Source organism: Ruegeria sp. BG11, from assembly GCF_056538565.1.
The window spans coordinates 137397-154029 of the sequence record NZ_JBQFTH010000002.1 but is presented as its reverse complement, the minus strand read 5'-3'; the positions used below and the strand labels follow the sequence as shown (position 1 = coordinate 154029).

The following is a 16633-nucleotide window of genomic DNA, read 5'->3' as shown; positions in this document are numbered from 1 at the left end:
TATATCTGTCTCATGTTTCGTGATTTTCTGTCCCGGCTGACACAGCCTGACCCCGACCCTCTGGCCGAAGACGATGCCCGTCTTGCGCTGACGGCGCTTTTGGTGCGCATCGCCCGGTCCGACAATGACTACGCCGACTCGGAGATGGCCCGAATCGACAAGGTCTCGGTCGAACGCTATGGCCTCTCGCCTTTTGAGGCCGCAGGCCTGCGCGCCCGCGCCGAAGAACTTGAGGCAGAGGCACCCGATACCGTCCGTTTCACCCGCGCGATCAAAGAGGCCGTCGCCTACGATGATCGTTTGGCCGTTGTACAGGCAATGTGGTCGGTCGCCCTCGCAGATGGGCAAAGGACTGGCGAGGAAGATTCGCTGCTGCGCCTGGTCGTCAGCCTACTGGGTGTTAGCGATGTGGATTCGGCCCTCGCCCGACAGAAGGCAGCCAAAGCGTGACAGCGATGCTGGGCATGTATGACATGCCCGCCCTGCGCGCCTCCAACGATCGCTTCTGGGATCTGATCAGGACGCATTTGGGGGTCGGTCCCGCCAGTCTTGAGCGGTCGCGCGATTTCTGGGAAATCTGGCGCGATCCCAATCTGATCTTTGCCCAAACCTGCGGTATGCCCTACCGAACGCAGCTTCATGACGCCGTGCAACTGATCGGCACGCCGGACTATGGTCTGCCCGGCTGTCCAGAGGGTTACTACAGATCTGTCTTTGTCGCCCGCGCCGATGATCCGCGCAGTCTGGCGGAGCTGACGGACGGGGTCTTTGCCTATAACGAAGCGCTGTCTCAATCCGGCTGGTCCGCTCCGATCACGCATTTGTCCCAGATGGGGCTTGCACCGAAGCACCTGCAGCAGACCGGAGCGCACGCCAATTCGGCCCAATCCGTGGCCGAGGGCATGAGCGATTTCGCCGCGCTCGACGCGCTGACCTGGGAGCTTCTTAAGGAGCATACCGATCTGGGAGACGCATTGCGCGACGTTGCCGCAACGGAACCGACCCCAGGGCTGCCCTACATCACTTCGAAATCGCAGGATGCGCTTCGGATCGCACGCGCGGTTCAGGCCGCCATTGATGCTCTGACGGATGAGGATCGAGGCAATCTGCGCATCCGTGGGTTGATCAATATTCCCGCAAGCGCGTACCTCGCTATTCCAACTGCGCCTTCGCCCAAAGCACAGTTGCGCAGCAGCTAACCAATTTGATCACGACCTTTGGTCATTTTGATTGATTCCCCGCTCGATTCTGTGTTTTGCGCATTGCATTGCGCCGGATTTTCCGCCCTATTACCGCACCAACACCACTCATGAATGGAGCTTCCGTGACAGACGCCTCTGCCGTAATCGAGATCAAGGACCTTCACAAAAGCTTCGGTAATCTCGAGGTGCTCAAGGGCGTGGATATCACCGCGAAACGCGGCGATGTGGTCTCGCTTATCGGGTCCTCCGGCTCGGGGAAATCCACTTTGCTTCGGTGCTGCAACCTTCTGGAAGACAGCCAACAGGGTGAGATCACGTTCAAGGGTGAGCCTGTGAAATGGAGCGGCTCGGGCAGCGCCCGCCGTCCCGCCGATCCCAAACAGGTCCTGCGCATTCGTACCAATCTGTCCATGGTGTTCCAGCAATTCAATTTGTGGGCACATATGACCATTTTGCAAAATGTCATGGAGGCCCCGGTGACCGTTTTGGGCCGTGACAAGGCCGAAGTGGAAGACAGCGCGCGAAAATATCTGGAAAAAGTTGGCATCGGCGACAAATGCGATGTCTACCCTGCGCAACTGTCCGGTGGTCAGCAACAGCGCGCGGCCATCGCGCGCGGCTTGTGCATGGAACCCGAAGCGCTGCTGTTCGACGAACCCACCTCGGCACTCGACCCCGAGCTGGAGCAGGAAGTGATCAAGGTGATCAAGGATCTTGCCGCTGAGGGCAGGACGATGATCATCGTGACCCATGACATGAAGATGGCCGCCGATATCTCAAGCCACGTGGTGTTCCTGCATCAAGGCCGAATCGAAGAGGAAGGCAGCGCCGAAGATATCTTTACAGCGCCTGAATCCGAGCGGCTTCGGGGCTTTCTTTCCGCCACTCAGGCGGCATAAGTTTCAAAAACAGAACCAAACTGGGGAGTAACCAATGAAAAACCTGATTCTGTCTACCGCAGCACTTGCGCTGACCGCCGGTATCGCCATGGCCGACACCGTCCGTATGGGGACCGAGGGCGCCTACCCTCCGTACAACTTCATCAATGACGCCGGCGAAATCGACGGGTTTGAGCGTGAAGTGGGCGACGAGCTGTGCAAGCGCGCAAACCTGGAATGCGAGTGGGTCAAGAATGACTGGGACTCGATCATTCCGAACCTGGTCTCGGGTAACTACGACACCATCATTGCAGGCATGTCGATCACCGACGAGCGTGATGAAGTGATTGATTTCACTCAAAACTACTTCCCTCCTGCTGCGTCGGCCTATGTTGGCGCATCGGACGGAGTTGACGTAGGCGGCGGTATCGTTGCGGCACAGACTGCAACCATTCAAGCTGGTCACGTAGCTGAATCCGGCGCGACTCTGGTCGAGTTCGCGACCCCGGAAGAAACCATCGCAGCCGTGCGCAACGGCGAAGCAGACGCCGTGTTTGCAGACAAGGACTTTCTTGTGCCGATCGTCGAAGAATCGGCCGGAGAGCTGGTGTTCGTAGGCGATGACGTCCCGCTGGGCGGCGGTATCGGCCTTGGTATCCGTGAATCCGACGGTGAACTGCGCGGCAAGTTCGACGAAGCGATCACTTCGATGAAAGCGGATGGTTCGCTGAACGAGCTTATCGTCAAATGGTTCGGCGAAGGCGTTCCGACCTACAACGCCGACGGCTCTGTCGTTTCCAACTGATCTGCACTAAAAGGTTCGGCGTCTTGAATGCGCCGAACCTGCCCCGGCCTCGCGCCGGAATTGACGTTCGAAAGACGCCACATGTTTTCCTATTGCGCTGATCCCGACATGCTGGGCACGTTCCGCTGGTTTTCGTGCTATTTGACCAACGGCGTGCATTGGTCGTTCTACCTGTCCTTCCTCAAGGTGCTTGGCCTGCTGGCCGTGACAGCGCCGGTCGCGCTGAGCTTTGGCTTTGCGGGCGCGATGGCAGCCAGGTCTGATGTCGCGCCGCTCAGCTGGTTGGGCAAAGGGTACATTGCCATCGTGCGCGGCGTCCCGGACATCGCATTTTTCCTGTTTTTCGTCATCGCCCTGGATCAGGCCTTTGAGTGGACACGCCACCAGGTCATGTGTCCAGAATGGACAGATCCGGTCCGTCAAGGCAATGACTTTATCGTTTGTCAGGCCGCCAAACTGCCCTTGGGCAGCGCCCCGGAATGGGTTCACGAGACCTATGGGTTCTTCCTGGCCGTTGTCACCTTTTCCATCGTTTTTGGCGCGTTTGCGGCCAACGTTCTGTTCGGCGGTATGCGCGCCGTGCCGCATGCTCAGCTTGAAACGGCCGAGGCCTATGGCATGACCCGTCGCCAGACATTCTGGCGCATTCTTGTACCGCAAATGTGGGTCTACGCCTTGCCCGGTCTGTCCAACCTGTGGATGGTGCTGATCAAGGCCACCCCGCTTCTGTTCCTGCTGGGCATCGAAGACATCGTCTATTGGGCGCGTGAGTTGGGCGGCACGAAGACGTCGCGCTTCACCGATTACCCCCATGGCGACTGGCGCATGTGGTATTTCCTGTTCCTGCTGATCTTCTACCTCGGCATGACCCGCGTCTCGGAAATTGTGCTTGAAAAGCTGATGCGCCGCCTGTCCCACGGTCAGGCCACATCCGGTGGAGAGCTGTTGCGCAAGGAGACGACGGCATGAGCTGCATCCAGACGATCCAGGACTACGCCCTGCGCTCTGTCGGCCTTGGCGAACGCCTGCTACCCAAATCAGACTTTACCCTGTGCGAACAGTTCACGCTGATCGGCTCGGGTATGATCTGGAATGTCTATTTCGGCATCATGGCCCTTGCGACTGGCTTCTTTCTGGCCACTGCGCTGGCCGTCGGCAAAGCCTCTCCGAACAAATGGCTGCGCAAACCTTCGGAATGGTTCATCTTTCTGTTCAGAGGTTCTCCGCTGTTCATCCAGTTCTTCTTTGCCTATTTCTTCTTCCTGTCGCTGAAGAAGCCCTATCCGATGTTCGACGCCCTGACGTCGGCCTGGTTGGGTGCGCTGATTGTACTGTTCCTCAACACAGCCGCTTATACGGGTGAGATCTTCTATGGCGCCCTCCGCTCGATCCCCAAGGGTGATATCGAGGCCGCAGATGCCTATGGCATGACCGGCTGGGCTCGCTTCCGCCGGATTGTCTGGCCGACCATGCTGCGACTGGCTTGGCCCGCCTACACTAACGAGGCAATCTTTCTGTTCCACGCGACAACGCTGGTCTTTTTCTCGGCCTTCCCAGCATGGCAACAGCGCGGAGACGCGCTGTATTACGCCAGCTATTTCGCGGACAAGACCTTCAACCCGTTCATCCCCTATCCGATTCTGGCCTTCTATTTCATCCTGCTGACGTTGGTCATCATCTGGGGCTTTGGACTGGTCAACAAGCGACTGAACCGGCACCTGCCCGCCGCTCGGAAAAGCAAGATGAAGTTGCGGCTGAACCTGGCGCGCTGATCTCCAGCGCGCCTGAGCATCAAAATCTAACACTCTACGCCGCGCTTCCAGCGCGGTTTATTGTTCGAAACCTAGGTTGATCGAGGGGAAATGGTACCGCCTCCCTGGCTTGAACAGGGGACCTCTGGATCCACAATCCAGCGCTCTAACCAACTGAGCTAAGGCGGCACTTGTGAGGGGCGATGTACCGAACACGCCACGGGAATGCAAGAGGATTAAAGCCGAATTTTCCAGCTTTGTTCGACAAGATCGACACCGAAAGAATGCACCGGCTTGCTGTCCACCAACTGCCATCCCGTGGACCGGTACAAGGCGCAGGCGGCCTTGTGGCTTTCATGCGTCCATAGCTGCATTTGCTGGTACCCAGCCGTCTTGGCAAAGCCCATGCAGGAGCCAAGAAGCCGCTTTCCCAGCCCCAGACCGCGTGCCTCGGGTACCAGAAGAAACAGGCGCAGTTTTGCGGTCTGCGCGTCCAGTTTGACGCAAAAGATACTCCCCAGTCTTTGGCCTTCTGCCTCGGCGATCCAGCCCTTCTCACACGCTGGGTCATGATCGGCAATAAAACCATCCAGAATGCGCGCGACCAGCGGGGCGAAGCTGTCATCAAACCCCTCATCGCGAGCATAGAGGGTTCCATGGCGCTCGACCAACCAAGGCGCATCCTGGGGCTGAAAGGGTCTGATCCTTACATTCTCCATACCGTATCAGAGCGCAAAGGCGGCTTGATTCTCAACCCCGTGCGCGCTAGCAGGAACGCTCAGTCCCCGGAGGCGAGTATGGGTATCAACACCGAACGCGACATTCAGGCCAACCTTCAGATCGGCCCTACCGATCAGGGTATGGTGCGTCTGTTTATCGAGGCCGACGGCCTTGAGATTCCGATGGATTTCGATCCCGAGGAAGCCGAAGAGATCGCAGACGAGCTGCGTGCCGCCGCACAAGCTGCCCTGGCCGTCAAAGGCTGATCTGCGTCACAGCCGCGGGTCGCGCAACCCCTGCAATCGACGTGCAGCATCTGTGGCGAATTTCTGGATCATCTTTTTACGCCGGGCCGGAGGCAGCTTGTCCTCGGGTGCCATGCGAATGATCTCAGCATCGTAGGCGTCTGCGATAATCAGACCGGTTTCCTGAGGCAAGAGGTCCGTTGGGAACTCGGTATCGACAGCCCAAAAGAATCGATCGCACCACTCCAGATAGCCTTGCCACTTCGAATCTGACTGATAGTCGGCACGGCTGGATTTGCACTCGATCACCCAAAGCTCGCCCTTTGGACCTAGCCCCATCACATCAACGCGTAGCCCTCGCGTCGGCACAAATTCTTCAACGGAAACAAAACCGTGGGCGGTTAGGTGGCGCGCGACGCCGCGCGCAAGTTTCTGTCCGGGCTGCAAATCCAGTGTCATGCTGAGATTGTGAACAATTAGTGAACAAAAGTAAAGTCTTCGCTCAACACTTGACATGATACCATATGGTATCTCATTAATAAGATACCAAATGGTATCTTTACCGGGGAGACGAATGCAGACCCTAACCCAAAACGCGTTCCGTGCGCTGGCAGACCCAACCCGTCGGGACATCATCAAATTACTTGCCTCTCAAGACATGACGATTGGGCAGCTGACGAACCGGTTCGACATGACGAGGGCTGCCGTCAAAAAGCACCTGACGGTCTTGTCTGATGGTGGGCTGATTACGGTGGAAGCCCGCGGCAGAGAGCGCATCAACCGAATTGAACCTCAGGGCATGGCCCCGATCTTGGATTGGCTCAGCTACTTTGACCAGTTCTGGGATGAACGCCTCAACTCTCTTAAGGAAGCTATTGAAAGGAAAAAAGAATGACGGATGCCGTATTGCAAAAAACGATTTTTCTACGGGCCGATCCAGATGCCGTCTGGGCCTATCTGACTGAGCCCGAACGGTTGGCAGAGTGGTTTCACAAGCCGGAACGCACGCTGACCAAGGGAAGCAAACTGCAAATGTTCGGAACCACCAGCGGCGATCTGCTGATCTGGGGCGAGGTACGGGAAGCACGTGCCCCTGAATATCTTGAATACACATTTACTGTGAAACCAATGGGAGACGCGGTCAGTCTAGTCAAATGGACTCTGACCCCCGTCGCAGGCGGTACAAAGCTTAGCCTTCAACATGAAGGTTTGCCTCAGGGTGCGGATGCGTTCGGCCTGATCCTTGCGCTCGACAATGGCTGGGATGAGCATTTCGGCAAGATGCGCACAGCGCTGCACGAAACTGTTGATGCCTGACCCCTTGTGTAAACCCGCTGGACGCCCTACGTAGGCGCTTGGCGGGTTCTGCCCTTCTTGTGACTGGTAGCATTCTGGTGGCCTTAAGCAATTCCGAGGGGGCTGGCTCTGTTCAGGTCCTGGCCTGATTACCTGGCGCCCACCTGTACATACAGGTCCTCGGGAATCACACCGCACGGTTGACTGGTGGTCCCGCCACATTTTCCCTGAAATTCAGCGCTCTGCGCGGGCTTCCTGTTTGGCCAATGCCGGCTTGAAGCGGTCGACCACGGGCGAGCCGCGACGCGGGCCGCCGGGTTTTTCTGCCATGCTCATGATCTTGTAGCCGAACTGCACACCGGCAAATACGATCCCGTTCATGAACCAGATCATAACAAGCGCGACTAGACCGATTTCCGAGTTGGTGATCAAATGTCGAAGGTTTGCGACATTAAATGCCAGAAGCACCCCTACAAACACGGCCGAGATAACGAAACCCCAGGCGACTTGCGTGATATACAGGCGGATCAGTTTGGGCATGGCGAACCTCATTGCGCTATGACATTCAGGCTAGCGCATGTTTGGTTCGAGTAAAGGCGTCAGAATGCCTCGGGCTGTGCCTCACGGGCCATGTGATCCAGCACGGCGTTGACGAATTTCGGCTCTTTGCCTTCAGGGAAGAAGGCGCGTGCAACATCAACGAACTCGGTGATGACTACTTTGGGAGGCGTGTCGCTTTGGGTCAGCTCGGCCCCGGCGGCACGGAACAGCGCCCGCAGGGTTGGGTCGATGCGTGAGATCGGCCATTTGGCGACCAGAGCGCGGTCTGTCATCTGGTCGATCGGCGCCTGATAGTTCACCGCATTGTCGACCAGCGACCGAAAGACGCTGATATCGCCATCCAGCATTTCTTCGCCCTCATAGACTGCACCGAACCGGTGATCCAGAAACTCATTCACGACCGCTTCGGTCGTCTGCCCTGATTGCTCCATCTGGAACAGTGCCTGCACGGCGTAAAGCCGGGCGGCGGATTTCATCAGGCGTTTCTGGTTGGCCGGTTTCGGCGCGTCTGTCTGGGTCATGCTGTCGTGGATCCGTTGCTGTCGCCCGCCACAAGGATGGACTCGGACGGCGGCTTGAAACCCACGCCCTTTTTGGAAGAGCCCCACTTACGGCTGAGTGCGATCAGATGCAAGGCCGCAGCGGCCGCTCCGCCACCTTTATTCATCTTTTCGGGATTTGCGCGGACTTCGGCCTGATCGTCATTCTCGACGGTCAGGATGCCGTTGCCGATGCAAAGCCCCTGCAGGCCCATCAATTGGATCGCACGACTGGAGTCGTTGCAGACGGTCTCATAGTGTGTGGTCTCGCCGCGAATAACGCAGCCCAGCGCGACATAGCCGTCGAAGTCGCATTGACGATCAGCCATCGCGATAGCGGATGGGATCTCAAGCGCGCCGGGTACTTCGACAATCTCACAGGTGCCGCCCGCCGCTTCGATCTCGGCCTTCGCGCCTGCGATCAGATTGTCGGCAATCGCGCGGTAGAACGGCGCCGCGACGATCAACAGCTTTACCGGCTTGTCGAAGCTGGGTGTCGGCAGAATGCCATGTTTGTCTTGTTCAGCCATGATCAGTCTTCCTTCAGGATCGGACGGGTGCCAACGATGGAAAGCCCAAACGCGTCCAGACCCAGATATACGGTTTCGGGCGAGTCGGTCAGCAGGACCAGCTCTTGAATGCCCAGTTTGGACAGGATCTGAGATCCCAGACCGGTTTGCTTGATGGTCCGCGGGCCTTCATCTTCGGCTGCATAGAGAGAGTTGCGCGGCTGGCGGAACAGACAGACGACCCCCCGGCCCTCTTCCGCGATCTTCTCCATTGCGCGTGGCAATTCGCGAGAGGACTTCGGACCGAGGCCCAAGATATCCGGCGCTTCGTGCAGCGCGTGGGTGCGGGTCAGGACAGGCTCGGGCGTGGTGATGTCGCCTTTGATCATGACGACATGTTCGATGCCGTGAAGCTGATCGGTGAACAGGCGCATTTCCCATTCGCCGCCATATTCCGACGAGACCATCTCGCGCGAGGTTTCGACCACGAGGTTATCATTGCGCGAGCGGTAGGTGATCAGGTCGCTGATCGTACCGATCTTCATGTCATGGATTTTGGCGAACTCGACCAGATCGGGCAGACGGGCCATGGTGCCGTCGGGCTTCATGATCTCACAGATAACGCCCGAGGGGTTCAACCCGGCCAGGCGCGAGATATCCACGGCAGCCTCGGTGTGGCCTGCGCGGACCAGCACCCCACCCCGCTTGGCGCGTAAGGGGAAGATGTGACCTGGTGTTGCGATATGGGCCATGGTGTTCTGTTCATTGATCGCCGTCGCCACGGTCAGCGCGCGATCTGCGGCCGAAATACCGGTCGACACGCCCTCACGCGCTTCAATCGAAACCGTAAACGCCGTCTCGTGGCGGGAAGAGTTGTTCACCGCCATCATCGGAAGCGCTAGCGCTTCGACCCGTTCAGCCGTCATCGGCAGGCAGATCAAGCCGCGCCCATGGGTAGCCATGAAGTTGATCGCCTCGGCATCGGCAAACTCTGCGGCAATGACCAGATCACCTTCGTTCTCGCGATCTTCATGATCAACAAGGATATACATCCGGCCTGCGCGGGCCTCTTCAATGATGTCCTCGATCGGGCTGATCGCGTCGCGCAGCTGGGCCTCGACCGGGCCGGGGGTTTCAAAGCTCATGGGGCAGCCTTTCACAAGAGCATTTCTGCAAGGCGGGATAGACCACCCCGCATCCAAAAGCCAGAGCGCAAACGGCCTGAGCGGGCTCATACGCGACGTATTCTAACGCTCAGACGGTCTCGGCCAGGCGGGCGACGTAGCGGGCGAGAGTGTCGATTTCCAGATTCACCCGATCCCCCACGGCGACATCACCCCATGTGGTGACCTCTTTGGTGTGAGGGATGAAGTTGATGCCGAAATCGCACCCCTCGACATCATTTACCGTCAGAGACGTCCCGTTCAACGCAACCGAGCCTTTGGGAGCAATGAAGCGCGCCAAGTCCTTGGGCGCGCGCAAGGTAACGCGGGTGCTGTCGCCTTCGTCGCGCACATCGACAACTTCGGCGACGCCATCCACATGTCCCGATACGATGTGACCGCCCAGTTCGTCGCCAACTTTCAACGCCCGCTCAAGGTTGACACGCTTGCCCAACGCCCAGCTGTTCAGGTTGGTTTTCGAGACGGTCTCGGCGCTGATCTGAACGTCATACCAATCATCGCCCAGCGCAATCACGGTCAGACAAACGCCATCGCTTGCAATCGATGCGCCAATGTCAATCGAGGCCGTGTCATAGCTCGTCTGGATACGCGCACGTAGGTCGCCTTGCTGGTCCAGCTCGGTCACTGTTCCGATATCGGTCACGATCCCTGTAAACATTCCGTCAACCCTCGCGTTCTACCCTGTCTCAGACTATCAGGGCCGAGGTAAGCTGATCCGCGCCGCCCGGCAAGCCCAACCTTGCCGAGAAATCCTCGGGCGGGCATAGTTTCGACAAGAATATTGGCTAAATCGCGCAGATGCACCACCAAGACCCACACGCTGACCCTCGGGTCTTTCTGTTCCTGCAAGGCCCGCATGGCCCGTTTTTCAACGCGTTGGGCCGGATGCTGCGGGCCTCGGGGGCGCAGACATGGCGTGTTGGCTTCAACGCGGGCGATCAGGCGTTCTGGTTCGACAGGAAAAGCTACATCCCCTATCGCGACGCGCCAGAACACTGGCCCGAGGTACTGCAGGCGCTGATCGTCGAGAAACAAGTGACAGACATCGTTCTATACGGTGACACCCGTCCGATTCACGCCAACGCTGTCAGGATTGCCAAGACACGAGGCATAACCGTGCATGTGTTCGAGGAAGGCTACCTGCGCCCATGGTGGGTCACCTATGAGCGTGACGGCTCAAACGGCAACTCGCGATTGATGTCTCTGGATCTGGACCAAATGGCGCAGGCCCTGTCGCATTCGGGCGCGCAATCCCCACCGCCGCCGTCCCATTGGGGAGACACGCAACAACACATCTTCTACGGCGCTCTTTACCACTGGTTCGTACTGTTTCTGAACGGGCGCTATCGCAATTTCAAACCGCACCGCGCGCTGCCAGTCTCGAAAGAGTTTCGCCTTTATTTCAAACGCCTTATGCTGATGCCTTTCCACCGGCTGCAACGAAGTCTGGCCACAGCGCGGGTACGTAGCGGGGCCTTTCCTTATCACCTTGTACTGTTGCAACTAGGGCATGACAGCTCGGTCCAGTCCCATTCAGACTATTCGGGAATGTGCGCTTTTTTAGAACAAATGATGGAGGGCTTCGCCAAAGGCGCTCCCGCGCATCACCACCTTGTCATCAAGGAGCATCCGCTTGAGAACCACCGCGAACCCTTACGCCGACGTGTTCGGGATTTGGCGGTCAGATTCGGGATCAAGGGCCGGGTGCATTACGTTCCCGGCGGCAAACTGGCGAAACTTCTGGACGACGCCAACTCGGCCGTGACCATCAACTCGACCGCCGGGCAGCAGGTGCTGTGGCGTGGCATTCCCCTGCGGATTTTTGGTCGTGCGGTCTATGACAAGCCGGAACTTGTGTCACAACAGGAGGTTAGCCGTTTCTTCGCCGCCCCTGAATTACCCAATATTGAGGCCTACCAATTGTATCGACGGTTTCTGCTGGAAACCAGTCAGGTTCCGGGCGGCTACTACTCCAGACGCGGACGTCGGCAATTGCTGCGCCGCGCTGTCGACATGATGCTGAGGGCTGATGATCCCTATCAGGTCACGCTGTCCGACGACGCGGCCCCAGAGCCACAGTTGAAAATCGTTGAGTAGACCCGGCCATCCTTCTCTGGAAGTTGTAGCGATAAAAGAGTAGTTTGCCGAAAAACAAGTAGAACTGAGGTTATCGGCAGTGCATCGCTTTCCAATCCGTTGGGTACGGGGGGTCGCCCTTGTGACCTCGCTCGTCATGCTGAGTGCATGCCAGTTGCCCAAAGCGGGTCCAAACAAGAACGAGATTCTGGCCGGCTCAGTCAATAATGGCGGCAACGCGTTTGTGGTAGAAGTCGATGACCGCGTTTCGCGGGCCACGTCATCCGTGCCTCAGTTTGGGTTCTCTTCCTCCTTTACCTCAGCCCCGTCGCTAACAGCAGACACCGTGCGCCCAGGGGACGTTTTGGGCTTGACGATCTGGGAGAACGTCGATGACGGGTTGCTGGCTGGCGAAGTCGGTTCCTCGACCGCGCTGGAACAAGTTCAGGTAGACAGCGAAGGTTTTATTTTCGTCCCCTATGCGGGCCGTTTGCGTGCCGCAGGTAACACTCCGGAAGAGTTGCGCGGGTTGATCACCGACGAGTTGGAAGAGCAAACTCCTGACCCTCAGGTTGAAGTACGTCGCTTGGCCGGAGACGGGTCGACCGTTTCGCTGACGGGCACCATCGGCGCTCCTGGTATTTACCCAATTGAAAGACCAACCCGCACACTGCTTGGCATGCTGTCTCAGGCTGGAGGGGTTTCAGTGGCCTCCGATATCGCGCTGGTCACCTTGATCCGAGGCGATCAACGCGGGACAGTCTGGTACGAAGACCTGTTCCGGAATCCCAAATTGGATGTCGCGCTGCGCGGCGGCGACCGCATTCTGGTCGAGGAAGACAGCCGCTCCTACATCGCGCTTGGCGCAACCGGTGGGCAATCGCGCGTCGCCTTCGACAGTCAGGACCTGTCCGCGCTTGAGGCTCTGGCTCAGGTTGGCGGCTTGGTATCCGTCTCATCTGATCCAACCGGTATCTTCGTCCTACGCCGCGAACGTCAGGACATCGCCCGCCAGGTTATGGGACGTTCCGATCTGCAGGGCGATCAGCGCATGATCTATCTGCTGAACTTGACCGCGCCCAATGGCCTGTTCATTGCGCGTGATTTCGTGATCCGCGACGATGACACAATCTACGTGACCGAGGCACCGTATGCGCAGTGGACAAAGTCGATCTCTCTGATCGCCGGGGGCCTGACGCCGGTCGCGAACGTAGCCACCCTGACCGGCAACTAAACCATGACCCATGGGGACCCCACCGCAACTGGCGCGGCGCGGTCCCGGGCATTTGTCTACAATGGCGGGTTTCTGACCAACCGGCGCCTCCGGCGCATTCTATCCCTTTCGGGATATGACATCCGGCTGGGCCTGCCCCGACCCGAAGACACCGTCGCCATTTGGGGCAACAGCCCTACCGCCCATCGCGGGCGACGTATCGCTCAGGAGCGGGGCACCCCTTTGCTGCGAGTCGAGGACGCCTTTCTACGATCTCTCCATCCCGGCCGCGAGGGCGAGCCGCCTCTGGGTCTGCTTCTGGATCGCTCGGGCCTACACTTTGACCCGGCCCAACCGTCGGATCTGGAAACGCTTCTAGCGACACATCCGCTGGATGATACCGCGCTTCTGAACCGGGCGCGTGGCGCGATTGAGCGCTTGAAGGAATTGAACCTCAGCAAGTATTCCGCCTTCGACCCCGACGCGCCGATCCCCGACCCCGGCTATGTGCTGGTAGTTGATCAAACAGTCGGTGATGCTTCGGTCACGGCCAGCGCAGGTGATCGTGCCCGGTTTCTTGAGATGCTGGTGATCGCGCAGGAAGAAAATCCAGGGATGCAGGTTCTGATCAAGACCCATCCCGAAACACTGGCTGGTCACCGCACCGGGCACTACACCGAGCAAGACCTCTCGGAACGCGTTTCCTTCGTTGCGGATAACATCAGCCCATGGCCGCTGTTGGACGGCGCGGTCAGTGTCTATACGCTCTCGTCACAAATGGGGTTCGAGGCCATTCTCGCCGGTCACAAACCCCGCGTCTTCGGGCAGCCATTCTATGCCGGATGGGGTTTGACGCAGGATGAAAACCCCGTTCAACGCAGACAACGCAATCTGACGCGCGCGCAGCTCTTTGCTGCAGCCATGATGCTCTACCCCGTTTGGTATGATCCCTATCGGGACCAATTGTGTGAGCTAGAGGTCGTGCTGGATACGCTTGAGGCACAGACCCGTGCGTGGCGGCAAGATCGTTTGGGATGGACAGCGTCGGGCATGCGGATGTGGAAGCGCAAGCATCTGCAGGCCATGTTTGGCCAGCACCGGAAAATACGGTTTTTGCCGTCGCCTCCGGCCTCATCCACCCGTCCCCACATGGTCTGGGCCAATCAATCCCGCGAAGCCGAGGGCGTCACCCGTATCGAGGATGGCTTTCTCCGCTCCCGCGGATTGGGGGCCGACCTAGTGCCTCCGCTGTCGCTGGTCACGGATGATCTGGGTATCTATTACGACCCGACCCAAACCAGCCGCTTGGAAGAGTGGATTTCCAAGCGCGAGACCCTGCGTCCGGATCAGGAATACCGGGCCGAGCGGGTGATCTCAGCCCTCGTGTCTGAGGGGCTGAGCAAATACAACACCGGCGGCGCTGCGCCGCCTCTGCCCAAAGGGCACCGCATCCTGGTGCCGGGGCAGGTCGAAGATGACGCCTCAATCCTGCTGGGCACCAGCGCCATCCGCACCAATCTGGACCTGCTGCGCGAAGTTCGAGCCACCAACCCAGATGCTGTGGTGATCTACAAACCCCATCCGGATGTCGAGGCTGGCCTGCGCTCGGGCCGGATCGACGCTGAAGGGCTGGCGGACGTGATCGCGACTGAGACCGACCCATCCACCTTGCTGTCCGAGGTGCAGGAGGTCTGGACCATGACCTCGCTTATGGGGTTCGAGGCACTGCTGCGCGGCATTCCTGTAACCACATTTGGAGCGCCGTTCTACGCAGGTTGGGGCCTGACAACCGATCTAGGAAGTGTTCCGGCCCGTCGCGGTGCGCGACCTTCCCTGCTGGGTTTGGTGCATACCAGCCTGATCGACTATCCCCGCTATCTGGACCCGTTAACAAGCGCACCCTGCCCCGTTGAAGTCGCCATCGAACGGCTGGCCCACGGTCAGCCCCCCAAGCGCGGGCCGCTAAATCGCGCCTTGTCAAAGCTACAGGGTGCTTTTTCCACCCACGCCCATCTCTGGCGACGCTAATGTGTCGTTCGGGCCCAACGATGCAATACGTCGCCACCGACAGGGCGCGCCTCGATCAACTCAAACCGAGGGGCGCTGTCCAGTTTTTCCAGCCCTAGTGCGCCAATCGCTGAAAGACCCTCGGCGCCGATGGTCAAACCAGCAGTGAAACCGACAAGCTCATCGACCAGATCCCGCGCCAGTAGAGATGCAGCTAAAGCCGCACCGCCTTCGCAAAAAACACTTGTCAGACCTTCCTGACCCAGCTGTTGCAGCAGGTCGCGCGCGTCAACCTGATGGTCGTGCAACGCACAAGGCAACAGCCTCGCGCCCAACCCCTCCCACGTGCGGGCGCGCTCGGCGTCGGGATGCGGGCCATGACAGAGCCAGACGGGCGTTTTTGAGGCCGTACGCGCCAGTTGACCCATTAAGGGTAAATCTAAATGGCGCGAGACAACCACGCGCACGGGCTGACGCTCTATCCCTAAATCTCGAACTGTCAGCGAAGGGTCATCTGCGCGCGCTGTGCCAGCGCCGACCATGACCGCATCGTGTCGGGCGCGCATCGCGTGGACCTCGCGCCGCGCGGTTGCTCCGGTGATCCACTGGCTATGTCCAGTGGAAGTGGCGATCCGCCCGTCAAAACTGTTGGCCAGTTTCAACGTCACAAACGGACGGTCCTGTTCGGTTTTCAGAAAGAAACCGGCCAGATCACGCTCGGCCTCTTGCGCCAGCACGCCGGTTTCAACCTCGATCCCGGCCTCGCGCAGCATCGCGAAGCCCTGCCCCGAGACCCGAGGATCGCTATCTTCAATTGCCGCAACAACACGGGCCACACCGGCCGAGATCAACGCCTCGGCGCAGGGCGGTGTCTTGCCGTAGTGGGCGCATGGCTCCAGCGAGACATAGGCCGTGGCCCCTTTTGCCCGCGCACCTGCTTGCGCCAAAGCCTCAGGCTCTGCATGGGGACGTCCGCCGGGTTGAGTCCACCCTCGCCCAACGATCCTCCCGTTGCGCACAATCACGCACCCGACGGCCGGGTTGGGCCAACACGACCCTTGACCGCGCCGACCCAAAGACAAAGCCAGCGCCATAAATCGCTTATCTGTTTCGCTCACTCGTCCGTCGAAGGCTGCGGCGGGCGCAGTTCGTGGACAAACTCCTCGAAATCATCGGCCGCCTGGAAATTCTTGTACACACTCGCAAAGCGAACATAGGCGACGGTGTCGATCCGCGCCAGAGCTTCCATGACGATCTCGCCAATTCTGTTGGACGGAATATCCGTGTCGCCCATGCTTTCCAGACGCCGAACAATTCCCGAGATCATCTGATCAATCCGTTCAGGATCAACCGGGCGTTTCTGCATCGAGATACGGATCGAACGTTCCAGCTTGTCGCGGTCAAAATCTTCGCGTTTTCCGTTGGTTTTGATAACTACCAGATCGCGCAACTGAACCCGTTCATAGGTCGTAAAACGCCCTCCACAGGCCGGGCAAAACCGACGTCGGCGTATTGCAACGTGATCCTCTGCCGGGCGTGAATCTTTCACCTGAGTGTCGATATTTCCGCAAAACGGGCAGCGCATCCGCCGTCTCCTCGTCCCTAGCTGGCCTCTTTTGTAAGCGCTTTGGCTTACTTATCCACAAC

At 58.8% G+C, this 16633-nt stretch carries 21 protein-coding genes and 1 tRNA gene; 12 read left to right on the top strand and 10 right to left on the bottom strand.

Annotated features, from left to right (window positions below; genetic code table 11):
- The first annotated feature begins 12 nt into the window (after positions 1–12).
- The 6 genes from ACR0JF_RS04905 to ACR0JF_RS04880 all read left to right on the top strand — a co-directional run bounded on the left by ACR0JF_RS04905 (position 13) and on the right by ACR0JF_RS04880 (position 4657).
- A complete protein-coding gene (locus ACR0JF_RS04905; RefSeq protein ID WP_170660473.1) occupies positions 13–450 on the top strand; it encodes a tellurite resistance TerB family protein in 438 nt (145 codons plus the stop codon).
- 5 nt (positions 451–455) lie between these two features.
- The gene (locus ACR0JF_RS04900; protein WP_170660556.1) at positions 456–1199 is read left to right on the top strand and encodes a PhnD/SsuA/transferrin family substrate-binding protein; all 744 of its coding nucleotides are present in this window, start codon (positions 456–458) and stop codon (positions 1197–1199) included.
- Between the two features lie 125 nt (positions 1200–1324).
- Complete coding sequence (locus ACR0JF_RS04895) at positions 1325–2101, top strand: ABC transporter ATP-binding protein (RefSeq protein WP_170718231.1); 777 nt, start codon at positions 1325–1327, stop codon at positions 2099–2101.
- Positions 2102–2135: 34 nt separating this feature from the next.
- Positions 2136–2885, top strand: coding sequence for a transporter substrate-binding domain-containing protein (locus ACR0JF_RS04890; RefSeq protein WP_170551634.1), 750 nt, complete (start codon positions 2136–2138; stop codon positions 2883–2885).
- A gap of 81 nt (positions 2886–2966) precedes the next feature.
- Positions 2967–3854 carry an ABC transporter permease subunit gene (locus tag ACR0JF_RS04885; RefSeq protein WP_170660558.1) on the top strand — a complete coding sequence of 296 codons (888 nt, stop codon included), beginning with the start codon at positions 2967–2969 and terminating at the stop codon, positions 3852–3854.
- Positions 3851–4657, top strand: a complete 807-nt coding sequence (locus tag ACR0JF_RS04880) for an ABC transporter permease (RefSeq protein ID WP_170470205.1) — start codon at positions 3851–3853, stop codon at positions 4655–4657. The genes ACR0JF_RS04885 and ACR0JF_RS04880 overlap by 4 nt, the downstream gene beginning before the upstream one ends.
- A 91-nt stretch (positions 4658–4748) precedes the next feature.
- Here the strand turns inward: ACR0JF_RS04880 and ACR0JF_RS04875 are convergent.
- Both ACR0JF_RS04875 and ACR0JF_RS04870 read right to left on the bottom strand, forming a co-directional pair.
- Positions 4749–4825: transfer RNA gene (locus tag ACR0JF_RS04875), tRNA-His, on the bottom strand.
- A 47-nt stretch (positions 4826–4872) separates the two neighbouring features.
- Positions 4873–5355, bottom strand: coding sequence for a GNAT family N-acetyltransferase (locus ACR0JF_RS04870; protein WP_170660475.1), 483 nt, complete (start codon positions 5353–5355; stop codon positions 4873–4875).
- A 78-nt stretch (positions 5356–5433) separates the two neighbouring features.
- Here ACR0JF_RS04870 and ACR0JF_RS04865 point away from each other — a divergent pair, with 78 nt between their 5' ends.
- On the top strand, positions 5434–5622 hold the full coding sequence (locus tag ACR0JF_RS04865) for a DUF6324 family protein (RefSeq protein WP_170376278.1): 189 nt from the start codon (positions 5434–5436) through the stop codon (positions 5620–5622).
- A 6-nt stretch (positions 5623–5628) separates the two neighbouring features.
- Here the strand turns inward: ACR0JF_RS04865 and ACR0JF_RS04860 are convergent, their stop codons facing one another.
- Positions 5629–6060, bottom strand: a complete 432-nt coding sequence (locus ACR0JF_RS04860; protein WP_170660476.1) for an MmcB family DNA repair protein — start codon at positions 6058–6060, stop codon at positions 5629–5631.
- Positions 6061–6175: 115 nt separating this feature from the next.
- Between ACR0JF_RS04860 and ACR0JF_RS04855 the strand changes: the two genes are divergently transcribed.
- The gene (locus ACR0JF_RS04855) at positions 6176–6496 is read left to right on the top strand and encodes an ArsR/SmtB family transcription factor (protein WP_170376274.1); all 321 of its coding nucleotides are present in this window, start codon (positions 6176–6178) and stop codon (positions 6494–6496) included.
- Entirely contained in the window at positions 6493–6918 is a 426-nt protein-coding gene (locus ACR0JF_RS04850) for an SRPBCC family protein (RefSeq protein WP_170660477.1), read from the top strand. The genes ACR0JF_RS04855 and ACR0JF_RS04850 overlap by 4 nt, the downstream gene beginning before the upstream one ends.
- A gap of 213 nt (positions 6919–7131) precedes the next feature.
- On the opposite strand, the gene ACR0JF_RS04845 is transcribed toward ACR0JF_RS04850, so the two are convergent.
- The 5 genes from ACR0JF_RS04845 to ACR0JF_RS04825 form a co-directional block, all read right to left on the bottom strand.
- On the bottom strand, positions 7132–7437 hold the full coding sequence (locus ACR0JF_RS04845) for a hypothetical protein (protein WP_170660478.1): 306 nt from the start codon (positions 7435–7437) through the stop codon (positions 7132–7134).
- A gap of 59 nt (positions 7438–7496) precedes the next feature.
- Positions 7497–7979 carry a transcription antitermination factor NusB gene (gene nusB, locus ACR0JF_RS04840; protein WP_170478264.1) on the bottom strand — a complete coding sequence of 161 codons (483 nt, stop codon included), beginning with the start codon at positions 7977–7979 and terminating at the stop codon, positions 7497–7499.
- Positions 7976–8527 carry a 6,7-dimethyl-8-ribityllumazine synthase gene (locus ACR0JF_RS04835; RefSeq protein WP_170660479.1) on the bottom strand — a complete coding sequence of 184 codons (552 nt, stop codon included), beginning with the start codon at positions 8525–8527 and terminating at the stop codon, positions 7976–7978. Before ACR0JF_RS04835 ends, nusB begins: the two co-directional genes overlap by 4 nt.
- A gap of 2 nt (positions 8528–8529) precedes the next feature.
- A complete protein-coding gene (gene ribB, locus ACR0JF_RS04830) occupies positions 8530–9651 on the bottom strand; it encodes a 3,4-dihydroxy-2-butanone-4-phosphate synthase (RefSeq protein WP_170660480.1) in 1122 nt (373 codons plus the stop codon).
- 109 nt (positions 9652–9760) lie between these two features.
- Positions 9761–10348, bottom strand: a complete 588-nt coding sequence (locus tag ACR0JF_RS04825) for a riboflavin synthase (RefSeq protein WP_170551668.1) — start codon at positions 10346–10348, stop codon at positions 9761–9763.
- Positions 10349–10488: 140 nt separating this feature from the next.
- Here ACR0JF_RS04825 and ACR0JF_RS04820 point away from each other — a divergent pair, with 140 nt between their 5' ends.
- The 3 genes from ACR0JF_RS04820 to ACR0JF_RS04810 all read left to right on the top strand — a co-directional run bounded on the left by ACR0JF_RS04820 (position 10489) and on the right by ACR0JF_RS04810 (position 15007).
- Positions 10489–11787 carry a capsular biosynthesis protein gene (locus ACR0JF_RS04820; protein ID WP_170660481.1) on the top strand — a complete coding sequence of 433 codons (1299 nt, stop codon included), beginning with the start codon at positions 10489–10491 and terminating at the stop codon, positions 11785–11787.
- 136 nt (positions 11788–11923) lie between these two features.
- On the top strand, positions 11924–13000 hold the full coding sequence (locus ACR0JF_RS04815; protein WP_170660559.1) for a polysaccharide biosynthesis/export family protein: 1077 nt from the start codon (positions 11924–11926) through the stop codon (positions 12998–13000).
- A gap of 3 nt (positions 13001–13003) precedes the next feature.
- A complete protein-coding gene (locus tag ACR0JF_RS04810; RefSeq protein ID WP_170660482.1) occupies positions 13004–15007 on the top strand; it encodes a capsular polysaccharide export protein, LipB/KpsS family in 2004 nt (667 codons plus the stop codon).
- On the opposite strand, the gene ribD is transcribed toward ACR0JF_RS04810, so the two are convergent.
- Both ribD and nrdR read right to left on the bottom strand, forming a co-directional pair.
- Positions 15004–16104: a bifunctional diaminohydroxyphosphoribosylaminopyrimidine deaminase/5-amino-6-(5-phosphoribosylamino)uracil reductase RibD gene (gene ribD / locus ACR0JF_RS04805; protein ID WP_170660483.1), complete on the bottom strand. Its 1101-nt coding sequence runs from the start codon at positions 16102–16104 to the stop codon at positions 15004–15006. The genes ACR0JF_RS04810 and ribD overlap by 4 nt on opposite strands.
- On the bottom strand, positions 16101–16571 hold the full coding sequence (nrdR, locus tag ACR0JF_RS04800; protein ID WP_170376254.1) for a transcriptional regulator NrdR: 471 nt from the start codon (positions 16569–16571) through the stop codon (positions 16101–16103). Before nrdR ends, ribD begins: the two co-directional genes overlap by 4 nt.
- Between the last annotated feature and the right edge of the window lie 62 nt (positions 16572–16633).

Coding starts and splice junctions, on each gene's coding strand:
- ACR0JF_RS04880 (WP_170470205.1), top strand. CDS start 3,851: ATGAGCTGCATCCAGACGATCCAGGACTACGCCCTGCGCTCTGTCGGC.
- ACR0JF_RS04855 (WP_170376274.1), top strand. CDS start 6,176: ATGCAGACCCTAACCCAAAACGCGTTCCGTGCGCTGGCAGACCCAACC.
- ACR0JF_RS04900 (WP_170660556.1), top strand. CDS start 456: ATGCTGGGCATGTATGACATGCCCGCCCTGCGCGCCTCCAACGATCGC.
- ACR0JF_RS04905 (WP_170660473.1), top strand. CDS start 13: ATGTTTCGTGATTTTCTGTCCCGGCTGACACAGCCTGACCCCGACCCT.
- ACR0JF_RS04825 (WP_170551668.1), bottom strand. CDS start 10,348: ATGTTTACAGGGATCGTGACCGATATCGGAACAGTGACCGAGCTGGAC.
- ribB (WP_170660480.1), bottom strand. CDS start 9,651: ATGAGCTTTGAAACCCCCGGCCCGGTCGAGGCCCAGCTGCGCGACGCG.
- ACR0JF_RS04890 (WP_170551634.1), top strand. CDS start 2,136: ATGAAAAACCTGATTCTGTCTACCGCAGCACTTGCGCTGACCGCCGGT.
- ACR0JF_RS04870 (WP_170660475.1), bottom strand. CDS start 5,355: ATGGAGAATGTAAGGATCAGACCCTTTCAGCCCCAGGATGCGCCTTGG.
- ACR0JF_RS04820 (WP_170660481.1), top strand. CDS start 10,489: ATGCACCACCAAGACCCACACGCTGACCCTCGGGTCTTTCTGTTCCTG.
- ACR0JF_RS04860 (WP_170660476.1), bottom strand. CDS start 6,060: ATGACACTGGATTTGCAGCCCGGACAGAAACTTGCGCGCGGCGTCGCG.
- ACR0JF_RS04885 (WP_170660558.1), top strand. CDS start 2,967: ATGTTTTCCTATTGCGCTGATCCCGACATGCTGGGCACGTTCCGCTGG.
- ACR0JF_RS04850 (WP_170660477.1), top strand. CDS start 6,493: ATGACGGATGCCGTATTGCAAAAAACGATTTTTCTACGGGCCGATCCA.
- ACR0JF_RS04845 (WP_170660478.1), bottom strand. CDS start 7,437: ATGCCCAAACTGATCCGCCTGTATATCACGCAAGTCGCCTGGGGTTTC.
- ACR0JF_RS04835 (WP_170660479.1), bottom strand. CDS start 8,527: ATGGCTGAACAAGACAAACATGGCATTCTGCCGACACCCAGCTTCGAC.
- ACR0JF_RS04815 (WP_170660559.1), top strand. CDS start 11,924: ATGCTGAGTGCATGCCAGTTGCCCAAAGCGGGTCCAAACAAGAACGAG.
- nusB (WP_170478264.1), bottom strand. CDS start 7,979: ATGACCCAGACAGACGCGCCGAAACCGGCCAACCAGAAACGCCTGATG.
- ACR0JF_RS04865 (WP_170376278.1), top strand. CDS start 5,434: ATGGGTATCAACACCGAACGCGACATTCAGGCCAACCTTCAGATCGGC.
- ACR0JF_RS04810 (WP_170660482.1), top strand. CDS start 13,004: ATGACCCATGGGGACCCCACCGCAACTGGCGCGGCGCGGTCCCGGGCA.
- nrdR (WP_170376254.1), bottom strand. CDS start 16,571: ATGCGCTGCCCGTTTTGCGGAAATATCGACACTCAGGTGAAAGATTCA.